This is a genomic window from Reyranella sp. (assembly GCF_052439685.1).
Taxonomy (GTDB): Bacteria; Pseudomonadota; Alphaproteobacteria; order Reyranellales; family Reyranellaceae; genus Reyranella.
In genome coordinates this window covers 22,559-39,828 of record NZ_JBQVQG010000033.1, presented here as the reverse complement: position 1 = coordinate 39,828, position 17,270 = coordinate 22,559, and the positions used below count along the sequence as shown (strand labels likewise).

Here is a 17,270-nt window from a genome sequence, read left to right as displayed (position 1 = left end):
ACGGGCGTGCGCTTCACCAACGCCACACTGCCCGACGGCAGCCGGCACGATATCGAGGTCGGAGGAGGGCGGATCGCCGCCCTCCTCCCGGCTTCGGCAAAGGCTGCCGCCAGCGACACCGTCGATCTCGGCGGCACGATCGTCCTGCCGCCGCTGGTCGACGGCCATATCCATCTCGACAAGACCCTGCTCGGCCTGCCGTGGGTGCCCAATCAATCCGCGGGCAACAAGGTTTCGGACCGCATCGAGGCCGAACGCCGGGTGCGCGCGGCGCGCACGGTGCCGGAATTCGAGACCGGCTCGAACCTGGTGCGACAGGTGGTGGCCAGCGGCACCCTCCACATGCGTACCCATGTCGACATCGACAACCAGCTCGGCCTTCGGAACCTCCACGAAGTTCTGAAGATCCGCGAGCATTTCCGCGACCTCGTCACCATCGAGATCGTGGCCTTCCCTCAAAGCGGCATCCTGCGCTCGCCCGGCACGCAGGAACTGCTCGACGAGGCGATCGCGCAGGGCGCGGAGCTCGTGGGTGGTCTCGATCCTGTCGGCATCGACGGCGACCTCGACGCCCATCTCGGCGCGGTCTTCGCCATCGCCAGCCGCCGTGGTGTCGGCGTCGACATCCACCTGCACGATGGCGGCGAAGCCGGTCTGGCGCAGATCCTCGCGATCGCCGAACGCACGGAAGCGGCGGGCCTGCAGGGCAAGGTCGCGGTCAGCCACGCCTTCGCGCTGGGCTCGGTCTCCACCGACAGCGTGACCCGCGCGGCCGATACGCTCGCGCGAGCCGGCGTCGCGATCATGAGCCACGGCCCCGGAGGCGCGACCATTCCGCCCCTGAAGCTTCTGCGCGAGCATGGCGTCGAGGTGTTTGGCGGCTCGGACAATATCCGCGATGCCTGGTCCCCGTTCGGCAACGGCGACATGCTGGAGCGGGCCATGCTGATCGGCTATCGCGCCAACTTCCGCCACGACGAGGAATTGGCGCTCGCCTTCGACATGGTGACGGCAGCCGGGGCCCGCGTGCTGGACCTCGCCGACTACGGGCTGAAGGTCGGCGGGCCTGCGGACTTCGTGACGGTCGAGGCGACCACGCTCGCCGAAGCCGTCGCCAGCCGCAAACGCCGCAGCCTGGTGGTCAAAGCCGGCCGGATCGTCGCGCGGGACGGCGCGCTGGTCTAGGCAGGATCGCGGTGGTAAAGGCGCGATCCCTTTCGCGTCAGGACAGACGATGGCGTCGCGTCAAGCCGTGCTCGGCATGGAGCAGGCTTCCTTCTTCTACGGCTCGGGCCGCGTCTTCGAGACCGTGTCGTTCCTGCTGGACGATGCGCGCACGGCGCTGGTCGGGGAGAATGGCGCCGGCAAGTCGACGCTGCTGAAATGCCTGACGGGCGTGCTGGAACTCAATGCCGGTCAGGTGATTCGCTCGCGCGGGCTTCGAATCGGCCAGGTGCCGCAGGATGTGCCGGAACGCCTCGCCGTCCACTCCGTCCGTGAGGTGCTGGGCGAGTCGCTGGCCAAAGTCGGCCAGGACGGCGAGGACTGGCGCATCGACGTGCTGGTCGACGAGATCGGTGTCGAGCCGGAGATTCTCGACAAGGCGTTCGGCACGTTGTCGGGTGGCTGGCAGCGGCTGATGCTGATCGCGGCGGCGGCGCGGCTCGAAGAGCCCGACATCCTGATCCTCGACGAGCCGACCAACCATCTCGACCTCGCCAACATCAACACGCTGGAGCGCTGGCTGACGGACGAGTTCGCGGTGCCGATGCTGATCGTGAGCCACGATCGCGAGTTCCTCGACCGGGTGACGGAGCGCACGCTGTTCCTGCGCAGCGACGGCGTGCACGCCTTCAAGACGCGCTTCTCGATCGCGCGCGAGGAACTGCTGCGCCGCGACGCCACCGCTGCCTCGCGCGCGCGCCAGGAGGATCGCGAGATCAAGCGGCTGGAACAGGCGGCGGCTCGCTACAAGGTCTGGGCGGTCAAGAACCCCGACCTCAACAAGCGCAAGAATGCCGTCGAAAGCCGCATCGCCCGCATCGAGAAGGAACGCACCCAGACCTATGTCGCGCGCGAGCGGCGGCTCGAACTGGCGGACGGAGACATCGACGCCAAGGTGGCGCTGCGCCTGTCCAACCTCGACATCACGGTGCCGGGATCGGGGCGCAAGCTGATCGGCATCGACCGGCTGGCGATTGCCGCGGGCGAGCGCGTGGCCCTGCTCGGAACCAACGGCACCGGCAAATCGACTCTGCTGGCCGCGCTGGCCGCCGCCTATGAGCCCGGCCGCGAGCATTATGACGGACAGGCTGCCGTGCGCTTCAATCCGGCCTGCCGCCTGGTCTATTTCGACCAGGCGATGAGCACGCTGCCAGTGGGGACGAAGATTCTCGACTATGTGGCCTCGGCCGAGGGCGTCACCGAGAAGGAGGCGATCCGCCACCTCGCCGGCGCAGGCTTCGCCTTCGTGCGCCTGAAGGAGCCCATCGGCGTGCTGAGCCACGGAGAGCGCGCGCGGCTCGTGTTCCTGAAGATGAAGCTGCTGCGGCCGAACTTCTACGTACTCGACGAACCGACCAACCATCTCGACATCGAGGGCCAGGAAGACCTGGAAGAGCAGCTCGAGAAGAGCGACGTCTCGTGCATCTTCGTGAGCCATGACCGCTTCTTCACGCGCACCGTGGCGACCCGCTTCCTCGAAATCCGCAAGGGCCGCCTGGTCGAGACCGACGACGCCGACGCCTTCTTCGACTCGCAGGCCTGATCGGCGGTCAGGCCGCGTTTCCCGCCATCTGAGCGAGGCCGAGGGCGACGGAGAGGAGATCGGAGCCGCCGGCGACGCGGGCGTCGGGCGCGGCTTGCGCAACGGCTTTGCGCACCGCGGGCACCCTGCTCGATCCACCGGTCAGGAAGATGGTCTCGATCGCATCGGGCGTGAGGCCGGCCGCGGCGATACAGGCGCGGGCCGCCTCATCCAAACGGGACGTCGCGCCGGCGATGGCCCGGTCGAACGTGGTGCGCGTCGCGATGGCCGACAGGCCGGCTTCCAGAAACGCGAGCGGGATGGCGACGCGATCCTCGGCGCTGAGCGCGATCTTGGCGTCCTCGACGGTGAAGGCCAGGCGATGGCCGAGCCCCGCCTGCAACAGCCGAAGCAGCCGCGAGACCTTTTCGGGTTCGCGGGCCAGCGACGCCAGTTCGGCGACCTCGCGCTCGTTCCTGTAGGTGTAGGCGAAGTTGATCGTCGCCCAGGTCGCGAGCTGGTGATACAGCGCGTTCGGCATCGGCAGGTTCTTCTTCACGAGCTGCGTGCCGAGCCCCAGCAGCGGCATCACCGAGGCGAGGCTGAGCGCGGTGTCGAGGTCGGTACCGCCGACGCGCACGCCGGTACTGGCCAGCACGTCGCCGCTGCGATCGGCACGCCCCCGCCGCTCCGGCCCGACCCGCACGATCGAGAAGTCGCTAGTGCCGCCGCCGATGTCGGCGATCAGCACGAGCTCTTCACGTACCACGGTCTGCTCGTAGTGATGGGCGGCGGCGATCGGCTCATAAGCGAAGGCGATGTCGCGGAAGCCGGCCTGCCGCGCCACCCGCTCCAGCACGGATTGTGCGCGGGCATCGGCCTGGTCGTCGTCGTCGACGAAGCGCACCGGGCGGCCCATCACAACGGACGCGATCTCCCGGCCGGCGAATTCTTCCGCCTTCTCCTTCAGATTGCGCACGAAGATCTCGACGACATGGGTGAGCGGCACCTTGCGGCCACCGAGGCTCGTCTCCTCGTCGATCAAGGGCGAGCCCAGGATCGACTTCAGCGCGCGCATCAGCCGGCCCTCGGTCTGCTCGACATAGGCTGCGATGGCGGCATTGCCGAGCACGACCCGGCCCTTGGTTTCGTAGTCGAAGAACACCGCGCTGGGCATCAGCGTGTTGTCGGCTTCGATGGGCGCCAGCTCGGCCACGCCGTTGCGCATCACGCCGATCGCCGAGTTCGACGTTCCGAAATCCAGTCCGCACGCGATCATGATGGTCCCCTGGAGCCGCGAAGGGGGTGTCATCTATTACGATGCGCCAAGGGTTGCCAGACCGTTTCTTCTCGCCTGCCCCCTGCGCGATAGAGGGTTAGGCGACGATCTCGCCGCGGAAGGCCCACCGGGTCATGCGCTTCTCGACCATGGCGCAGACCGCGTACATCGCCACGCCCATGATGGCGATGGCGAACAGGCCGGCGAAGGTCGTGGGTGCATCGTTGCGGGCGCTGGCCGACAGCATCAGGAAGCCGATGCCGTTGTTGCCGCCCACCGTCTCGGAGATCACCGAGCCGATGAAGGCGAGCGTGATCGCGACCTTGAGGCTGGCGAACAGGTAGGGCATGGCGCGCGGGATGCCGACCTTGGTCAGGATCTCCAGCCGCGTGGCGCCGAGGCTGCGCAGCACGTCGCGCATCTCGGGCTCGATGGTGGCGAGGCCGGTCGCGACGTTCACGACGATCGGGAAGAAGCTGATCACGAAGGCGGTGATGACGGCAGGCAGCGAGCCCACGCCGACCCAGATCATCAGGATCGGCACGATCGCGACCTTCGGGATCGCATTGAAGGCGATCAGCAGCGGATAGAGGCCGGAATAGATGAACGGCGAGGCGCCGACCGCGAGGCCGAGCAGCAGGCCGAACGCAATGGCCAGCAGGAAGCCGATCATCGTGGTCCACAGCGTGTCCCAGCTATAGGCCATCAGGATGTCGAAGCGCTGGACGAACACCGCGAAGATCTTGGTCGGCGCCGGCAGGATGATCTCCGGCACCTGGAAGACGATGCAGCAGATTTCCCAGACGATCAGCAGGGCCGCGAGGACCAGCCACGGCATGGCATGCCTGAGCGCCTCGCGCCGGAGGTCGCTCATGGCGCGTGCTCCTGGTGGATGCGGTCGCGCAGCTCGTGGACGATGTCGACGAAATGCGGTTCGAAGGTCGTCTCGAGGGTACGCGGCCGCGGGATGTCGATCTTCTTGGCCAGCACGATGCGGCCGGGCCGGCGGCTCATGACGTAGACCGTGTCGGCGAGATAGACCGCCTCGCGCAGGTCGTGCGTCACCAGCACGCCGGTGAACCGCTTCTCCAGCCACAGCGCCTGCATGACGCCCCACAGCTCCTCGCGCGTGAAGGCGTCGAGTGCGCCGAACGGCTCGTCGAGCATCAGGAGCTCGGGCTCGTGAATCAGCGCGCGGCACAGGTTCGAGCGCTGCTGCATGCCACCCGAAAGTTGCCAGGGATACTTGTCGGCGAAATCGGCCAGACCTACCGTCTTCAAGAGCTTCATCGCGCGCTCGACATACTCGGCACGATGGCTGCGGAAGCGCCGCTTGTGCGGCTCAACCACTTCCATGGGCAGGAGGATGTTGTTCATGGTAGTGCGCCACGGCATCAAGGTCGGATTCTGGAACGCCATGCCGACGCCCTTGATCGGCCCGGTCACCTTCCTGCCATCGACCACGATCTCGCCGCCCGATGGTGGCAGCAGGCCGGTCACCAGCTTCATGATGGTGGACTTGCCGCAGCCCGACGGGCCGACGACGGCAATGAACTCGCCCTTGTCGATGCCCAGCGTGGCATCGGCGAGGGCCAGAGTCGTGTCCTTGCCCAGCCGGTAGGTGAGACTGACGCTCTTGAGATCGACGAAGGCCATTGCCTTAAGCGTCGATCACTTGGCGATCATCCGGTCGGCCTTGGGCGGCAGGTAGGCGTTGCTGAACACCTTGTCCGGCGCCGGGGCGTTCGGCAGGCCGAAGGCCTCCGACACGTCCTTCACGGCGCGGGCGAAGCGGGCCGGGTCGACGTCGCCCATGCCGTTGGCCTTCACGTAGGGCGTCAGGATGTTGGTCTCCAGCGAGATCTTGAGACGCTCCAGTTCGAGCTTCTCGTCGATCAGGGGGTCGCGCTTCTTGGCGGCAGCGATGCCAAGCTGCGGGTTGGCGATGACGTCCTTCCAGCCCTTCAGCGTGGCGGCGAGGAAGCCCTTCACGGCCTTCTCGTTCTTCATCATGTCGGCCGAGATCACGACGCCGTTGCCGTAGACGTCCATGCCGAAATCGACGAAGCGCATCGCCACGATGTCCTCGAAGGCCACGCCGCGCGCCTTGAGGTCGAGCATCGACGAGAAATAGTGACCGGAGATGAAGTCGACCGTGCCCTGGACCAAGCTCTGCTCGCGCAACTGGGGCGTCAGATTGACGTGCTCCCACTTGGTGATGCCGTTTTTCTTGGCGAAGGCCGGGAACAGGCGGAAGCTGGCGTCGAACACCGGGGCGCCGAGCTTCTTGCCCTCGAGATCCTTCGGCGTCTTGATGCCGCTCTTCTTCAGCGCATAGACGCCGAACGGCGCGAAATCGTAGACCATGAACACGCAGAGCACTTCCTTGCCCGGGTTCTTGGCATTGTATTCGATGGTCGAATTCACGTCGGCGAAGCCGATCTGATAGGCGCCTGTGGCCACGCGCTGCACCGCGCCGGCCGAGCCCTGGCCGGGGTCCATCGTGACGTCGAGGCCTTCGGCCTTGTAGTAGCCCTTCTCCAGGGCCACCAGGAACGGCGAGGTCGGCCCCTGGAAGACCCAGTCCAGGGTGAATTTGATGGCGGTCTGGGCATTGGCCGGGAGGCTCCCGAGCGCCAGCGCGACCGCAGCCGCGCCGCCCAGCATCTTGGCGAATTTGCTCATTTTCTTGATCCCCCTGAGTTCCCTGTCGGCGACTCTTAGGCGGACATTTCACGCCCGCCAAGGGGATATCAGGCAGATTCTATGCCAGCCTGCTGCGTCGCCACGAGGCGTGCGAACGCCCCGCCCTGACCGAGCAGCGCCTGATAGGCACCCTGCTCAACGACGCGCCCGTGCTCGAACACGACGACCTGATCGGCATCGCGGATGGTCGACAGGCGATGGGCGATCACGAAGGTCGTGCGTCCCTGCATCAGGATTTTCAGCGCCTTCTGGATGCGCGCCTCGGTGACCGAGTCGAGCGCGCTGGTCGCCTCGTCGAGGATCAGGATCGGCGGGTTCTTGAGCAGCGCGCGGGCAATCGCGAGGCGCTGGCGTTCGCCGCCAGACAGCGTCGTGCCGCGCTCGCCGACCAGCGTCTCGTAGCCCTGCGGCTGGCGCATGATGAAATCGTGCGCCTCGGCGAGCCTGGCGGCTTCCTCCAGTTCGGCCTGGGTGGCGTCGGGCTTGCCGATGCGCAGATTGTCGGCGATCGAACGGTAGAACATGGTGCTGTCCTGGAACACGACGCCGATGTTCCGCCGCAGCGATTCCAGCTTGATGTCGCGATGATCGACTCCGTCGATGCGGATCACGCCCGACTGGGCGTCCCACATGCGGTGCAGCAGCGACAGCGCGGTGCTCTTGCCGGCGCCCGTGGGGCCGACGAAGGCCACCGTCGAGCCGGCCGGCACCTTGAGCGAAAAATGCACCAGGGCCGGGCGCTTGCCATCGTAGGAGAAACTGATGTCGTCGAACTCGACGTCGCCCCGGGCGCGCCCGATGTCGATGCCGTTCGGCTTGTCCGGCACGGTCGACTGAGAATCCAGGACGCGGAAGAAATCGCCCAGCGAGGGCATCTGGAAGAAAATGCGGCTGACGAAGCCCGAGGCCTGGTCCATGCGGCCGATCAACATGGTGGCGAAGCCCATGAAACTCACGATCTCGCCGACCGTCGCCTCGCCCCGCGTATAGAGCCAGGTGCCGAGCACGAAGATCGCGATCACCGTGACCGTCGAGGCGGCGCGCGTCATGACCGACAGGAACGCCCACCAGTTCAGTACCGGGAACTGCGCCTGCAGGGTCTGGCCGATGATACGGTGCATCTCGCTGGTCTCGGCGCCCAGCCGCACGAAGCTCTGGATGAGGCTGATGTTGCCCAGCGCGTCTCCCGCCCGGCCCGCCAGCTCGCTGTGCAGGTCCTCGACCTTCTTCTGCAGACGGTCGGTGCGGTTCACCACCCAGACGTTGGTGGCGGCGAAGAACAGGATCAGGACCAGCAGCAGGAGACCCAGGCGCCAGTTCATGAACATGCTGAGCGGCAGCATGACGAACAGCGCCACCAGGGTCGCCAGGTTCTCGCGAAAGAACGACAGCCAGATGCCGAACAGGTTGTCGACGCCGGTCAGCATGATCTTGATCAGCCGGCCGGAATGCTGGGCGTTGTGAAAGGAGAAGGGCAGCATCAGCAGATGCTGGAAATAGGTCGCCATCGCACCCAGGCGGCGGCGATGGGCCATGCGGTCGGCCTGCAGCGAGACCACCATGTTGGCCACGATCCCACCGATGCCGACCAGCGCCCACAGGCCCAGGATCTCGCGCGCGTCGTGCCACAGCAGGTCGACTGGCCTGTCGCGCGCATTGGACAGCAGGTCGATGACCTTGCCGAACAGGACGGGCTCGTAGAATTGCAGCCCGGCCACCACGATGTTCGCGATGGCCAGAGCGATGGCGAGACCCTTTTCGGCCCGGAGCAGGCCGATGACACGGCCATAGACGCGGAAGAATTCCATGCGACTCGTCCGCGTCCGTCCGTCCTAGGCCGCCTTCGGGTCGAGAAAGCGTTCGACGGTGCGCACGAAGAAGCTCACGCCGAACGGGATGGCCATGTCGTTGAAGTCGTAGCGCGAGTTGTGCAGGCTGACCGTCCCGGCACCGCCGCCATTGCCCAGCCACACCATGGCGCCCGGCACCTTCTCCAGCATGTAGGAGAAGTCCTCGGCGCCCATGCTCGGCCGCGTATTGTCCTGGACCGCATGTTCGCCGCAGACGCCGGCGGCCACATCGGCGGCGAAGCGGGCCTGCTCGACGTCGTTCACGGTCGGCGGATAGCCCGGCTTGTGCTCGACCTCGATCTTGACGCCGTGCATCCGCGCTGCCCCCTCGCAGATCTCGTCGATGCGCCGCTTCACCAGCTCGCGGTTCGCCGGCGTCGTCGTGCGGGTCGTGCCGCCGATATGCGCATCGCCCGGAATGACGTTGTAGGCGGAGCCGGCATGGAAGAAACCGACGGTCACGACGCCGGAATCGATCGGATCAATGTTGCGCGAGACGATGGTCTGCAGCGCCATCACGATGTTGGCGCCGACGACCATGGGATCGAGCGTCGAATGCGGATGGGCAGCGTGACCACCCTTGCCGGTGATGCGGATGTCCCAGCGATCGGCCGCGGCCAGAAGCGGGCCACCCTTGGTCACGATGTGCCCGACCGGGACGCCGGGCTTGTTGTGGATCGCGAACACCGCATCGCACGGGAACTTCTCGAACAGCCCGTCCTCGATCATCACCTTGGCGCCGCCACCGCCCTCTTCGGCCGGCTGGAAGATGAAGTGGACCGCGCCTTCGAAATTCTGCTGCTCGCTGAGCACCTTCGCAGCCCCCAGCAGCATGGCGGTATGTCCGTCATGGCCGCAGGCATGCATGCGGCCGGGATTGGTCGAGCGGTGCGCGAAATCGTTGATCTCGTCCATCGGCAGGCAGTCCATATCGGCGCGCAGCCCGATCGACTTCAGCGAATTACCCTTGCGGAGGGTACCGACCAGCCCGGTCTTGCCCAGACCGCGCGTCACTTCCAGTCCCCATTCCTGCAACTTGGCCGCCACCACGTCGGACGTGCGGTTTTCCTCGAAGGCCAGTTCGGGATGGGCGTGGATGTCGCGGCGGATCGCCGAGATCTCGCCCTGAATTTCGAGTGCGCGCGGCAGGACAGGCATGGGGTACTCCAGTTGGAACCGCGGGCATCTTAGACCAGAGTAGGCGGATGTTGTCTCTCGACGAGATCGAATCGGCTGCCGCCATCGTGCATGGCGCCATGCCGTCCACTGCACAGTATGCTTGGCCCCTGCTCGCGTTGCGCGCCGGCTGCGAGACCTGGGTGAAGCATGAGAACCACACGCCGACCGGGGCCTTCAAGGTGCGCGGCGGGCTGGTCTTCATGGATCGCCTCAAGCGCAGGGCGCCCCGGACGGGGGGCGTCATCAGCGCGACCCGCGGCAACCACGGCCAGAGCATCGCGCTGGCAGCGGCACGGAACGGCATCGCCGCCACGATCGTCGTGCCCCATGGCAATTCGGTCGAGAAGAACGCCGCCATGCGCGCCTTCGGGGCCGAACTGGTCGAGGCGGGGCACGATTTCGATGCCGCCAAGGAGACGGCGATGACGCTGGCGGACGAGCGGGGCCTGGTCATGGTGCCGTCCTTCCATCGCGACCTGGTGGCGGGTGTCGCCTCCTATGCGCTCGAACTGTTCCGCGCGGCGCCGCCGCTCGACACGGTCTATGTGCCGATCGGCCTGGGCTCCGGCATCTGCGGCACCATCGCGGCGCGCGACGCGCTCGGGCTGGCGACGAAGGTCGTCGGAGTCGTCTCGACCGGGGCGCCGGCCTATGCCCTCTCGTTCGCGGCCAAAAAGGTCGTGCCGACCAACAGCGCCGACACGATGGCCGACGGCATGGCCGTCCGCGGCCCCGACGCGGAGGCGCTCGAAATCATCCTCAAGGGCGCCGACCGCATCGTGCAGGTCAGCGACGCCGAGATCGGCGCGGCGATGCGGGCCTATTACGAGGACACGCACCAGCTCACGGAAGGCGCCGGCGCCGCCGCCCTGGCGGCGCTCCTCCAGGAGCGTGGGCACATGGCGGGCAAGCGGGTCGGGCTGATCCTGAGCGGCGGCAACATCGACCGTCCGGTCTATTTGCGCACTCTGGCCGATACCTGAGGGCGCGGCGCCTGGGGCGCCCACGCGAGGTCGCTCTTCACCGCCTGCATGATGAAGGACGAGCGCGTGCCGCGAACGCCGGGCATGCGCAGCAGCGCCTTCATGGCGAAGTCGCTGAAGCGCGCGAGGTCGGGCGCCAGCACGTGCAGCAGGAAATCCATGTCGCCGGTCATGGCATAGCAGGCCACCACCTCGGGGCGCGCACGGATCGCCGCCTCGAAGTCTTCGACGGTCTTCTCCGAATGATCGTCGAGCGTCACCTGCACCATCGCCTGCAGTGCCAGTCCCAGGGCGGGCGGCGAAACCAAAGCGGCATAGCGTTCGATCACCCCCTCTTCCTCCAGCCGCTTGACGCGGCGCTGGCAGGGCGTGGGCGACAGGCCCACGCGTTCCGCGAGATCCACCATCGGCAACCGGCCCTCGGCCTGCAAGGTGGCGACGATGCGTCTATCGATGTCATCCAGCTCGATCATGGAGATAATCTCTCACGCAGGCATATATTTGAGATGATATCCCTGGATTCGGCTTCTTCGAAGCCCAACTTCGCCGGGATTCACCCGCCCGGCAGCCCCATATTCACAGCATGAACACCGCACCCCTCGAGAACCTGCGCGGCGACTATGCCGGCATGGCACCGGACTGGACGGTACCGCAGCATCCCGACCTGCATTCCGACGAGGATCAGGACGTGTGGCGGCTGCTGGTCCAGCGCCAGCGCACCCTTGCCGAACGATATGCCTGCGCGGAGTTCCTGGAGGGGCTTGAGGCGATCGGGCTGGGCGACACGATCCCCGACTTCGCGGCGGTGAATGCGCGGCTCGAGCCGCTGACGGGCTGGCGCATCGTCGGCGTACCGGGGCTGATCCCCGATGCCGCCTTCTACGACCATCTCGCCCATCGCCGCTTTCCCGTGACGGTATGGATCCGCACGCTTGAGGAGATCGACTATCTGGTCGAACCCGACCTGTTCCACGACTTCTTCGGCCATGTGCCGCTGCTCACCAACCCGGTGTTCGCCGACTACATGCAGGAGTACGGCCGGCGCGGCGTCGAGGCCGGTCCGAACGTCCATCTCCTGGCTCGTCTCTACTGGTTCACCGTCGAATTCGGCCTGATCCGCACGAACCAGGGTCTGAAGGCGTATGGCGCCGGCATTCTGTCTTCGGCCGCCGAAGTGAAGCATGCGATCGAGGGCGAAGGCGTCGAGCGAGTACCCTTCAATGCCACGGTGGCGATGAATCGCCCCTACGAGATCGACCGGCTGCAGAACACCTACTTCGTGCTCGACGATTTCCGCCAGCTCATGGACCGGCCCGCCGTTGCGAAGCATTGAAACCCGCCATGAAAACCCGTCGTCTCGACCGAAGCGCCGAAGGCGCGTAGCGGAGAGACCTTCCCTCTACGAATAGCCGGCTTTTGGTTGAGGGAAGGTCTCTCCGCTACGCCTCGCTGCGCGAGGCTTCGGTCGAGACGACGTGATTTTTTAACTCAACACGACCAGCCCATCCACCGCGACGACGCCCTCGCCATCGGGCTTCACCAGCAGTGGATTGATCTCCGCCTCTGCCACCTCGGCGAACTGCCTGTGCGCCAGTGCGGAGAACGCCGCGATCGTTCTTGCGAGCGCGGCGACGTCACCCTTCGGCAGGTTGCGATAGCCGCAGATGGTCGCGAGCCCCTTCACTTCGACAATCATCTGCATCGCCTCGCCCTCGTCGACCGGCGCGAGGCGAGTCGAGGCGTCCTTGTAGATCTCGGCCAGCACGCCGCCGAGCCCGACGGTAACGGTCGGGCCAACGAGCGGATCACGGCGGTATCCCAGGATCACCTCGACGAGGCCCCGCTCCATCTTCTGCACGAGGAAGCCCTGCAACCGCGCGCCGGGCGCATGGGCCTTCACCCGCTTCTCGATCTCACGCGCGGCGACAGCGGCGGTCGGTGCATCGGGAATGCCAAGGGCCACGCCGCCCGCTTCGGTCTTGTGAGGGATGTCGGCCGACAGGATCTTCAGCACGACGGGCACGCCGACCTCGCCGACGGCGGCGGCAACGCGCCGGACATCCGGTACCGCCAGAGACTTCGCCGTCGGCACGCCGAGCGCGGCGAAGAAGTCGGCGGCGCGGCGTTCATCGAAGCCGGACGCACGACCTGCTTCCAACGCGGCGAGCGCATCGATCGACGGTTCGGCGAGACGCGGCACGGGTTGTGGAGGCGTGCGCAGCAGGCAGAGCGCCATCGCCTCGGCGCAGGATTCGGGATGACGAAACGCCGGCACGCCCGCCGCCGTCAGCAGTGCCAGTGACTTCTCGGCCGAGGGCGTGAGTGCCACGGCAAAGGGCTTGCCCGATCCCGCGAAGCGCAGCAGCGGTTCGACGGCAAGCTCGGGATTGAACTGCGCCGAGGAGCCGACCACGAAGATCGCCGCATCGTTGCCGTCGTCGGCCAGCAGCCGCTCGATCGTGCCCGCCACGATCTCGGGCTTGGCGCCGGCCAAGGTGAGATCGACCAGCGTGCCGTCGCCGGCCGCGATGCCCAGCGGCTTCAACCATTCCACGAGGTTCTTCGGCGGGCCCACGATGTCGAGACCGGCCATCGCCATGCTGTCGACCACCATGGCCGCACCACCGCCCGTCGTGGTCGCCACCGCCACGCGTCGGCCGCCGCTCCTCGACTTTGCATGGCCGACCATCAGCGACGGCACGTCGATCAGCGATTCGAACATCGAGACGCGGGATATGCCGTGTCGACGGCAGAAGGCATCGAAGGTCGCATCTGACCCGGCGATGGCGCCGGTATGCGATTTCGCGAGTTCCTGGCCGATGTCGGAACGACCGAGCTTGTAGGCGATGACCGGCTTAGCAACCTCGTGCGCCCGCCGTGCCGCCCGCGCCAGCCGCTCGCCGTCGCGCAACGTCTCCATGAAAAGCAGGATGGCTTTGGTCTTCGGATCGTCGACCAGCAGGTCAGCAATCTCGCCCACCGCGAGGTCGACCTCGTTGCCCACGGAGATCAGCCGCGAGAAGCCGATACCGCGTGCGTCGGCGCGCGACAGCAGCGCGCCGATCAGGCTGCCGCTCTGGCTCACCACGGCCCAGTTGCCGGTGCGAAGCCTGTCGACGGCAAAGGCGGCATTGGCCGTCAGCGCCATGGCGGGATCGGTGCTTACCGTGCCGATGCTGTTGGGACCGACGAGGCGGATGCCGGTCTCGCGCACGACCTTCGCCAACTCGTCCTGGAGCGAGGCGCCCGCGGCACCCCCGTCGGCGAAGCCGCCGGCCAGGATCGACGCCACCTTGACGCCGCGCCGGCCGCAATCGGCCAGGGCCCGCACCGCGGCCGCGCCGTTCAGCAGGATGTAGGCGTGGTCGATCTCGCCCGGAATCGCGTCGAGGTCCTTGTAGGCTGCCTCGCCGAGTATTTCGCTGCGCGACGGATTGACGGGCAGGACTTCGCCGGTGAAGCCATGCTTGCGCAGGAAGCGCTGAGGCCGCGATGTCGTTTTGGTGACATCCGACGAGGCACCGATCAGCGCGACGCGTCGCGGTTCGAAAAGGGCGGAGAACAGAACCTTGGGATCACTCATCGCCCGAGTATACTCCGCGCATGCTCAACCGCCGCTCCTTCGTCGCCGCGACCCTCGCCGTCGCCGCCACCCCCGCCGCCGCGCAAACGGCGCCGTGGCCCAGCAAGCCCATCAAGCTCGTCGTGCCCTATGCACCCGGCGGCACCACCGACGTCGTGGCGCGCATGGTCGCCGAATATCTCGGCCAGAAGCTCGGCCAGAACATCATCGTCGACAACAAGCCCGGCAAGGGCGCGATGGTGGGCACCGCGATCGTCGCCAAGGCGGCCCCCGACGGCTACACGCTCCTGATGTCGGTGATCTCCGGCCTGTCGATCTCGCCCACGCTTTATGGCGGCGGCGACTTCGATCCGATGGGCGACTTCATCCACGTCTCCATCGCCTCGACCAATCCCAGCGTGCTGGTCGCCACCCCGAACTTCCAGGCCAAGACGTTCAAGGAGTTCGTCGACTATGCGAAGGCCAACCCCGGCAAGGTTTCCTACGCAACCTCGGGCGCCGGTTCGAGCAACCATCTGCTGGGTGCGCGTCTTGCGCAGGTGATCGGCGCGGAGATCGTCCACGTTCCCTATCGCGGTGCCGGTCCGGCCATGATCGACACGATCGCCGGCAACGTGCCGGTGATGTTCGATTCGTTGCCCTCAGCCGCGCCGCACATCAAGGCCGGCAAGGTTCGCGCGCTGGCGGTGAGCGGCGAGACGCGCAGCCCCGCTTTCCCCGACGTGCCGACCATGAAGGAACTGGGCTATCCCGACCTGATTTCCTATTCCTGGTTCGGCATCTCCGTGCCCGCCAAGACGCCGCAGCCGATCGTCGATCGCCTCGCGACGGAGATGCAGGCCGTGCTGAAGGAGCCCGCCGTCATCAAGCGCTGGGAGGAGATCGGTGCCGAGGGCAGCACCATGACGCCGGCCGAGGTGACGCGCTTCATCCAGGCCGAGATCGACAAATGGACCCCGGTCGTGAAATCTTCGGGAGCCAAGCCCGAGTAGGCAGAAGGAGACGCCATGACCATCCGCCGCGTGACCTCGCCCGACGTCGCCGAACCGCCGCCCGAGCGCTGGTCGAACTGCCTCGTGGTCGATGGCGTCGCCTACGTCTCCGGCATGACCGCGCGCGGCGGCGATCCCGGATCGCTGGCCAGGATGGACGAATACGCCCAGGCCAAGGTGATCTTCGGCAAGATCAAGTCGCTGGTCGAAGCCGCCGGCGGCGCCATGTCCGACGTCGTGAAGATCACGGTGTTCCTCACGCGGATCGCCAACAACACCAAGGTGTGGGAAGCGCGGCGCGAGTTCTTCACCGGCGACTTTCCGGCCTCCACGCTGGTCGAAGTCAGCGCCCTCGCGGCGCCCGAAATCCTCGTCGAGATCGAGGCCATCGCCCATATCGGCAAGGGCAGGCGATAGACTCCAAACAGACCTCACCTTGAGGAGCGGCCCCGTGGGCCGCGTCTCGAAGGGTGGGCACGCGCACCACACCCGTTGCCCATCCTTGGAGACGGCGCTTCGCGCCTCCTCAGGATGAGTTTGTTTGGCGCCGCGCTAGCTCAGTTCGATATCGTAGCGAATGAAGCCGCGGTTCACGGCGACCTTGTCGTAGAGACGCCGCGCGGTCGCGTTGCTTGCGTGCGTCTGCCAATAGAGGCGCGGGCAGCCGCGCGACTTCGCCCAGACTGCAACGGCCTCGATGAGCGCGCGCGCCACGCCCTTGCCGCGCACATCCGCCTCGGTGAACAGGTCCTGCAGATAGCAGACATCGTCGGAGGAGGTGTTGGCATGAACGAGAAAGTGCGTGATGCCCACCAGGCGTCCGTCGAGCCGGGCGCCCAGCGCGTGCATGCGCGTGTCCTTGGCGAACTCGTTCCAGGCCCGGTCGTACATTTCCGGCGGCAGCGTGCGCTCGTAGAAATCCATGTAGGCGCGGAACAGCACTTCCCATTGCGCGCGGTCGGAGGGTTCGAGTTTGCCGATGGTGAGCATCAGGCGTGACTGAACATGGTCTTGCCGGGCACCGGCATGGTCGCCTTGAGGATGGTGCCAGCCGCGATCTTCTCGCTGCGGCGCGACACCACGACGTAGAGATCGTGGCCGGAGAAGGCGACGTTCGTGCAGTAGATGTCGTCGCCGCAATCGACGTGATGCGTCGGCCGGCCGAGCGCATCGAAGCGCCAGGCCGTGGTGCTGGGATGCGCAATCACCAGCCCGCCCTCCTCGTCCAGCGCCATGCCGTCCGGACCGGCATGGCCGCCGCTCATCTGGATGAACAGGCCGACCTTGCTCGCCGTCCCGTCCGGCATCAGCGGCAGCCGCCACACCGCGTTGCCGCGCGTCACGCCGACATAGAGGACGGTCTCGGCCTTGTTCATCACCAGCCCGTTCGGGCTGGGTGCGGTGTTCACCAGCATGGTGAGCCGGCCCGCCGTGTCGTAGCGATAGACGCGGCCGGTCGGATCGTGCAGGCCGGTCTGGCCCTGGTCGGTGAAATAGAGATCGCCGTTCTGAGCGAAGAACAGATCGTTGACGCCCTTGAAACTCTCCGACCCGCGCGTCTCGAGCAGCGGCGTCACCTTGCCGCTCTCGGGATCGAGCAGGACGATGCCGCGCTTGTAGTCGGTGATGAAAAGGCGGCCGTCCTTGTGGATCTTCAGCCCGTTCGGCCAGCCGTCATATTCCGTCACCAAGGTCCATTCGCCCGCCGGGGAGATTCGGAAGACGCGCCCGAACGGAATGTCGGTGACATAGAGATTGCCTGCGCGGTCGAAGCTCGGCCCTTCGAGGAAGGAATCGAGCAGCTGTCCCACCGCGTTGGTATTGCCCCACGACGTTCGCCCAGGCTTGCGGAACTTGTCCGGCAGCCGCGTGAACTCCGTCGCCTGAACGGGCTTCGTCATTCCGTACATAGTTCTCTCCCCCTGGGGGCGCGCCACTCCAGGTGGCGCGAT

Annotated in this window: 16 protein-coding genes; 6 read left to right on the top strand and 10 right to left on the bottom strand. The window is 66.5% G+C overall.

Annotated features, from left to right (window positions below; genetic code table 11):
- Positions 1-6: 6 nt before the first annotated feature.
- Together ACT6UX_RS26580 and ACT6UX_RS26575 are read left to right on the top strand one after the other, a co-directional pair.
- A complete protein-coding gene (locus ACT6UX_RS26580) occupies positions 7-1,185 on the top strand; it encodes an amidohydrolase family protein (RefSeq protein ID WP_444778170.1) in 1,179 nt (392 codons plus the stop codon).
- Positions 1,186-1,234: 49 nt separating this feature from the next.
- Positions 1,235-2,767 carry an ABC-F family ATP-binding cassette domain-containing protein gene (locus tag ACT6UX_RS26575; protein WP_444778169.1) on the top strand — a complete coding sequence of 511 codons (1,533 nt, stop codon included), beginning with the start codon at positions 1,235-1,237 and terminating at the stop codon, positions 2,765-2,767.
- 7 nt (positions 2,768-2,774) lie between these two features.
- On the opposite strand, the gene ACT6UX_RS26570 is transcribed toward ACT6UX_RS26575, so the two are convergent.
- The 6 genes from ACT6UX_RS26570 to ACT6UX_RS26545 form a co-directional block, all read right to left on the bottom strand.
- A complete protein-coding gene (locus ACT6UX_RS26570; protein WP_444778168.1) occupies positions 2,775-4,025 on the bottom strand; it encodes an Hsp70 family protein in 1,251 nt (416 codons plus the stop codon).
- A 97-nt stretch (positions 4,026-4,122) separates the two neighbouring features.
- Positions 4,123-4,899, bottom strand: a complete 777-nt coding sequence (locus ACT6UX_RS26565; RefSeq protein WP_444778167.1) for an ABC transporter permease — start codon at positions 4,897-4,899, stop codon at positions 4,123-4,125.
- Positions 4,896-5,681 (bottom strand): ABC transporter ATP-binding protein, encoded by a 786-nt coding sequence (locus ACT6UX_RS26560; RefSeq protein ID WP_444778166.1) that lies wholly within the window; start codon positions 5,679-5,681, stop codon positions 4,896-4,898. Before ACT6UX_RS26560 ends, ACT6UX_RS26565 begins: the two co-directional genes overlap by 4 nt.
- A 15-nt stretch (positions 5,682-5,696) precedes the next feature.
- Positions 5,697-6,710, bottom strand: a complete 1,014-nt coding sequence (locus ACT6UX_RS26555) for an ABC transporter substrate-binding protein (protein WP_444778165.1) — start codon at positions 6,708-6,710, stop codon at positions 5,697-5,699.
- Positions 6,711-6,778: 68 nt separating this feature from the next.
- Positions 6,779-8,539: a glucan ABC transporter ATP-binding protein/ permease gene (locus ACT6UX_RS26550; protein WP_444778164.1), complete on the bottom strand. Its 1,761-nt coding sequence runs from the start codon at positions 8,537-8,539 to the stop codon at positions 6,779-6,781.
- 24 nt (positions 8,540-8,563) lie between these two features.
- On the bottom strand, positions 8,564-9,739 hold the full coding sequence (locus tag ACT6UX_RS26545; protein ID WP_444778163.1) for a M20 aminoacylase family protein: 1,176 nt from the start codon (positions 9,737-9,739) through the stop codon (positions 8,564-8,566).
- Positions 9,740-9,786: 47 nt separating this feature from the next.
- Between ACT6UX_RS26545 and ACT6UX_RS26540 the strand changes: the two genes are divergently transcribed.
- The gene (locus ACT6UX_RS26540; protein ID WP_444778162.1) at positions 9,787-10,743 is read left to right on the top strand and encodes a threonine dehydratase; all 957 of its coding nucleotides are present in this window, start codon (positions 9,787-9,789) and stop codon (positions 10,741-10,743) included.
- Here ACT6UX_RS26540 and ACT6UX_RS26535 read toward each other — a convergent pair.
- Positions 10,716-11,216 (bottom strand): Lrp/AsnC family transcriptional regulator, encoded by a 501-nt coding sequence (locus ACT6UX_RS26535; RefSeq protein WP_444778161.1) that lies wholly within the window; start codon positions 11,214-11,216, stop codon positions 10,716-10,718. The genes ACT6UX_RS26540 and ACT6UX_RS26535 overlap by 28 nt on opposite strands.
- Positions 11,217-11,326: 110 nt before the next feature.
- Between ACT6UX_RS26535 and phhA the strand changes: the two genes are divergently transcribed.
- A complete protein-coding gene (phhA, locus tag ACT6UX_RS26530) occupies positions 11,327-12,076 on the top strand; it encodes a phenylalanine 4-monooxygenase (RefSeq protein ID WP_444778160.1) in 750 nt (249 codons plus the stop codon).
- Positions 12,077-12,226: 150 nt separating this feature from the next.
- Here the strand turns inward: phhA and ACT6UX_RS26525 are convergent, their stop codons facing one another.
- The gene (locus ACT6UX_RS26525) at positions 12,227-14,326 is read right to left on the bottom strand and encodes an acetate--CoA ligase family protein (protein WP_444778159.1); all 2,100 of its coding nucleotides are present in this window, start codon (positions 14,324-14,326) and stop codon (positions 12,227-12,229) included.
- A gap of 20 nt (positions 14,327-14,346) precedes the next feature.
- Between ACT6UX_RS26525 and ACT6UX_RS26520 the strand changes: the two genes are divergently transcribed.
- The gene (locus ACT6UX_RS26520) at positions 14,347-15,318 is read left to right on the top strand and encodes a Bug family tripartite tricarboxylate transporter substrate binding protein (RefSeq protein ID WP_444778158.1); all 972 of its coding nucleotides are present in this window, start codon (positions 14,347-14,349) and stop codon (positions 15,316-15,318) included.
- 15 nt (positions 15,319-15,333) lie between these two features.
- Positions 15,334-15,735, top strand: a complete 402-nt coding sequence (locus ACT6UX_RS26515) for a RidA family protein (RefSeq protein ID WP_444778157.1) — start codon at positions 15,334-15,336, stop codon at positions 15,733-15,735.
- 135 nt (positions 15,736-15,870) lie between these two features.
- Here the strand turns inward: ACT6UX_RS26515 and ACT6UX_RS26510 are convergent, their stop codons facing one another.
- Together ACT6UX_RS26510 and ACT6UX_RS26505 are read right to left on the bottom strand one after the other, a co-directional pair.
- On the bottom strand, positions 15,871-16,308 hold the full coding sequence (locus ACT6UX_RS26510) for a GNAT family N-acetyltransferase (RefSeq protein ID WP_444778156.1): 438 nt from the start codon (positions 16,306-16,308) through the stop codon (positions 15,871-15,873).
- Positions 16,308-17,228 (bottom strand): SMP-30/gluconolactonase/LRE family protein, encoded by a 921-nt coding sequence (locus tag ACT6UX_RS26505; protein WP_444778155.1) that lies wholly within the window; start codon positions 17,226-17,228, stop codon positions 16,308-16,310. Before ACT6UX_RS26505 ends, ACT6UX_RS26510 begins: the two co-directional genes overlap by 1 nt.
- Between the last annotated feature and the right edge of the window lie 42 nt (positions 17,229-17,270).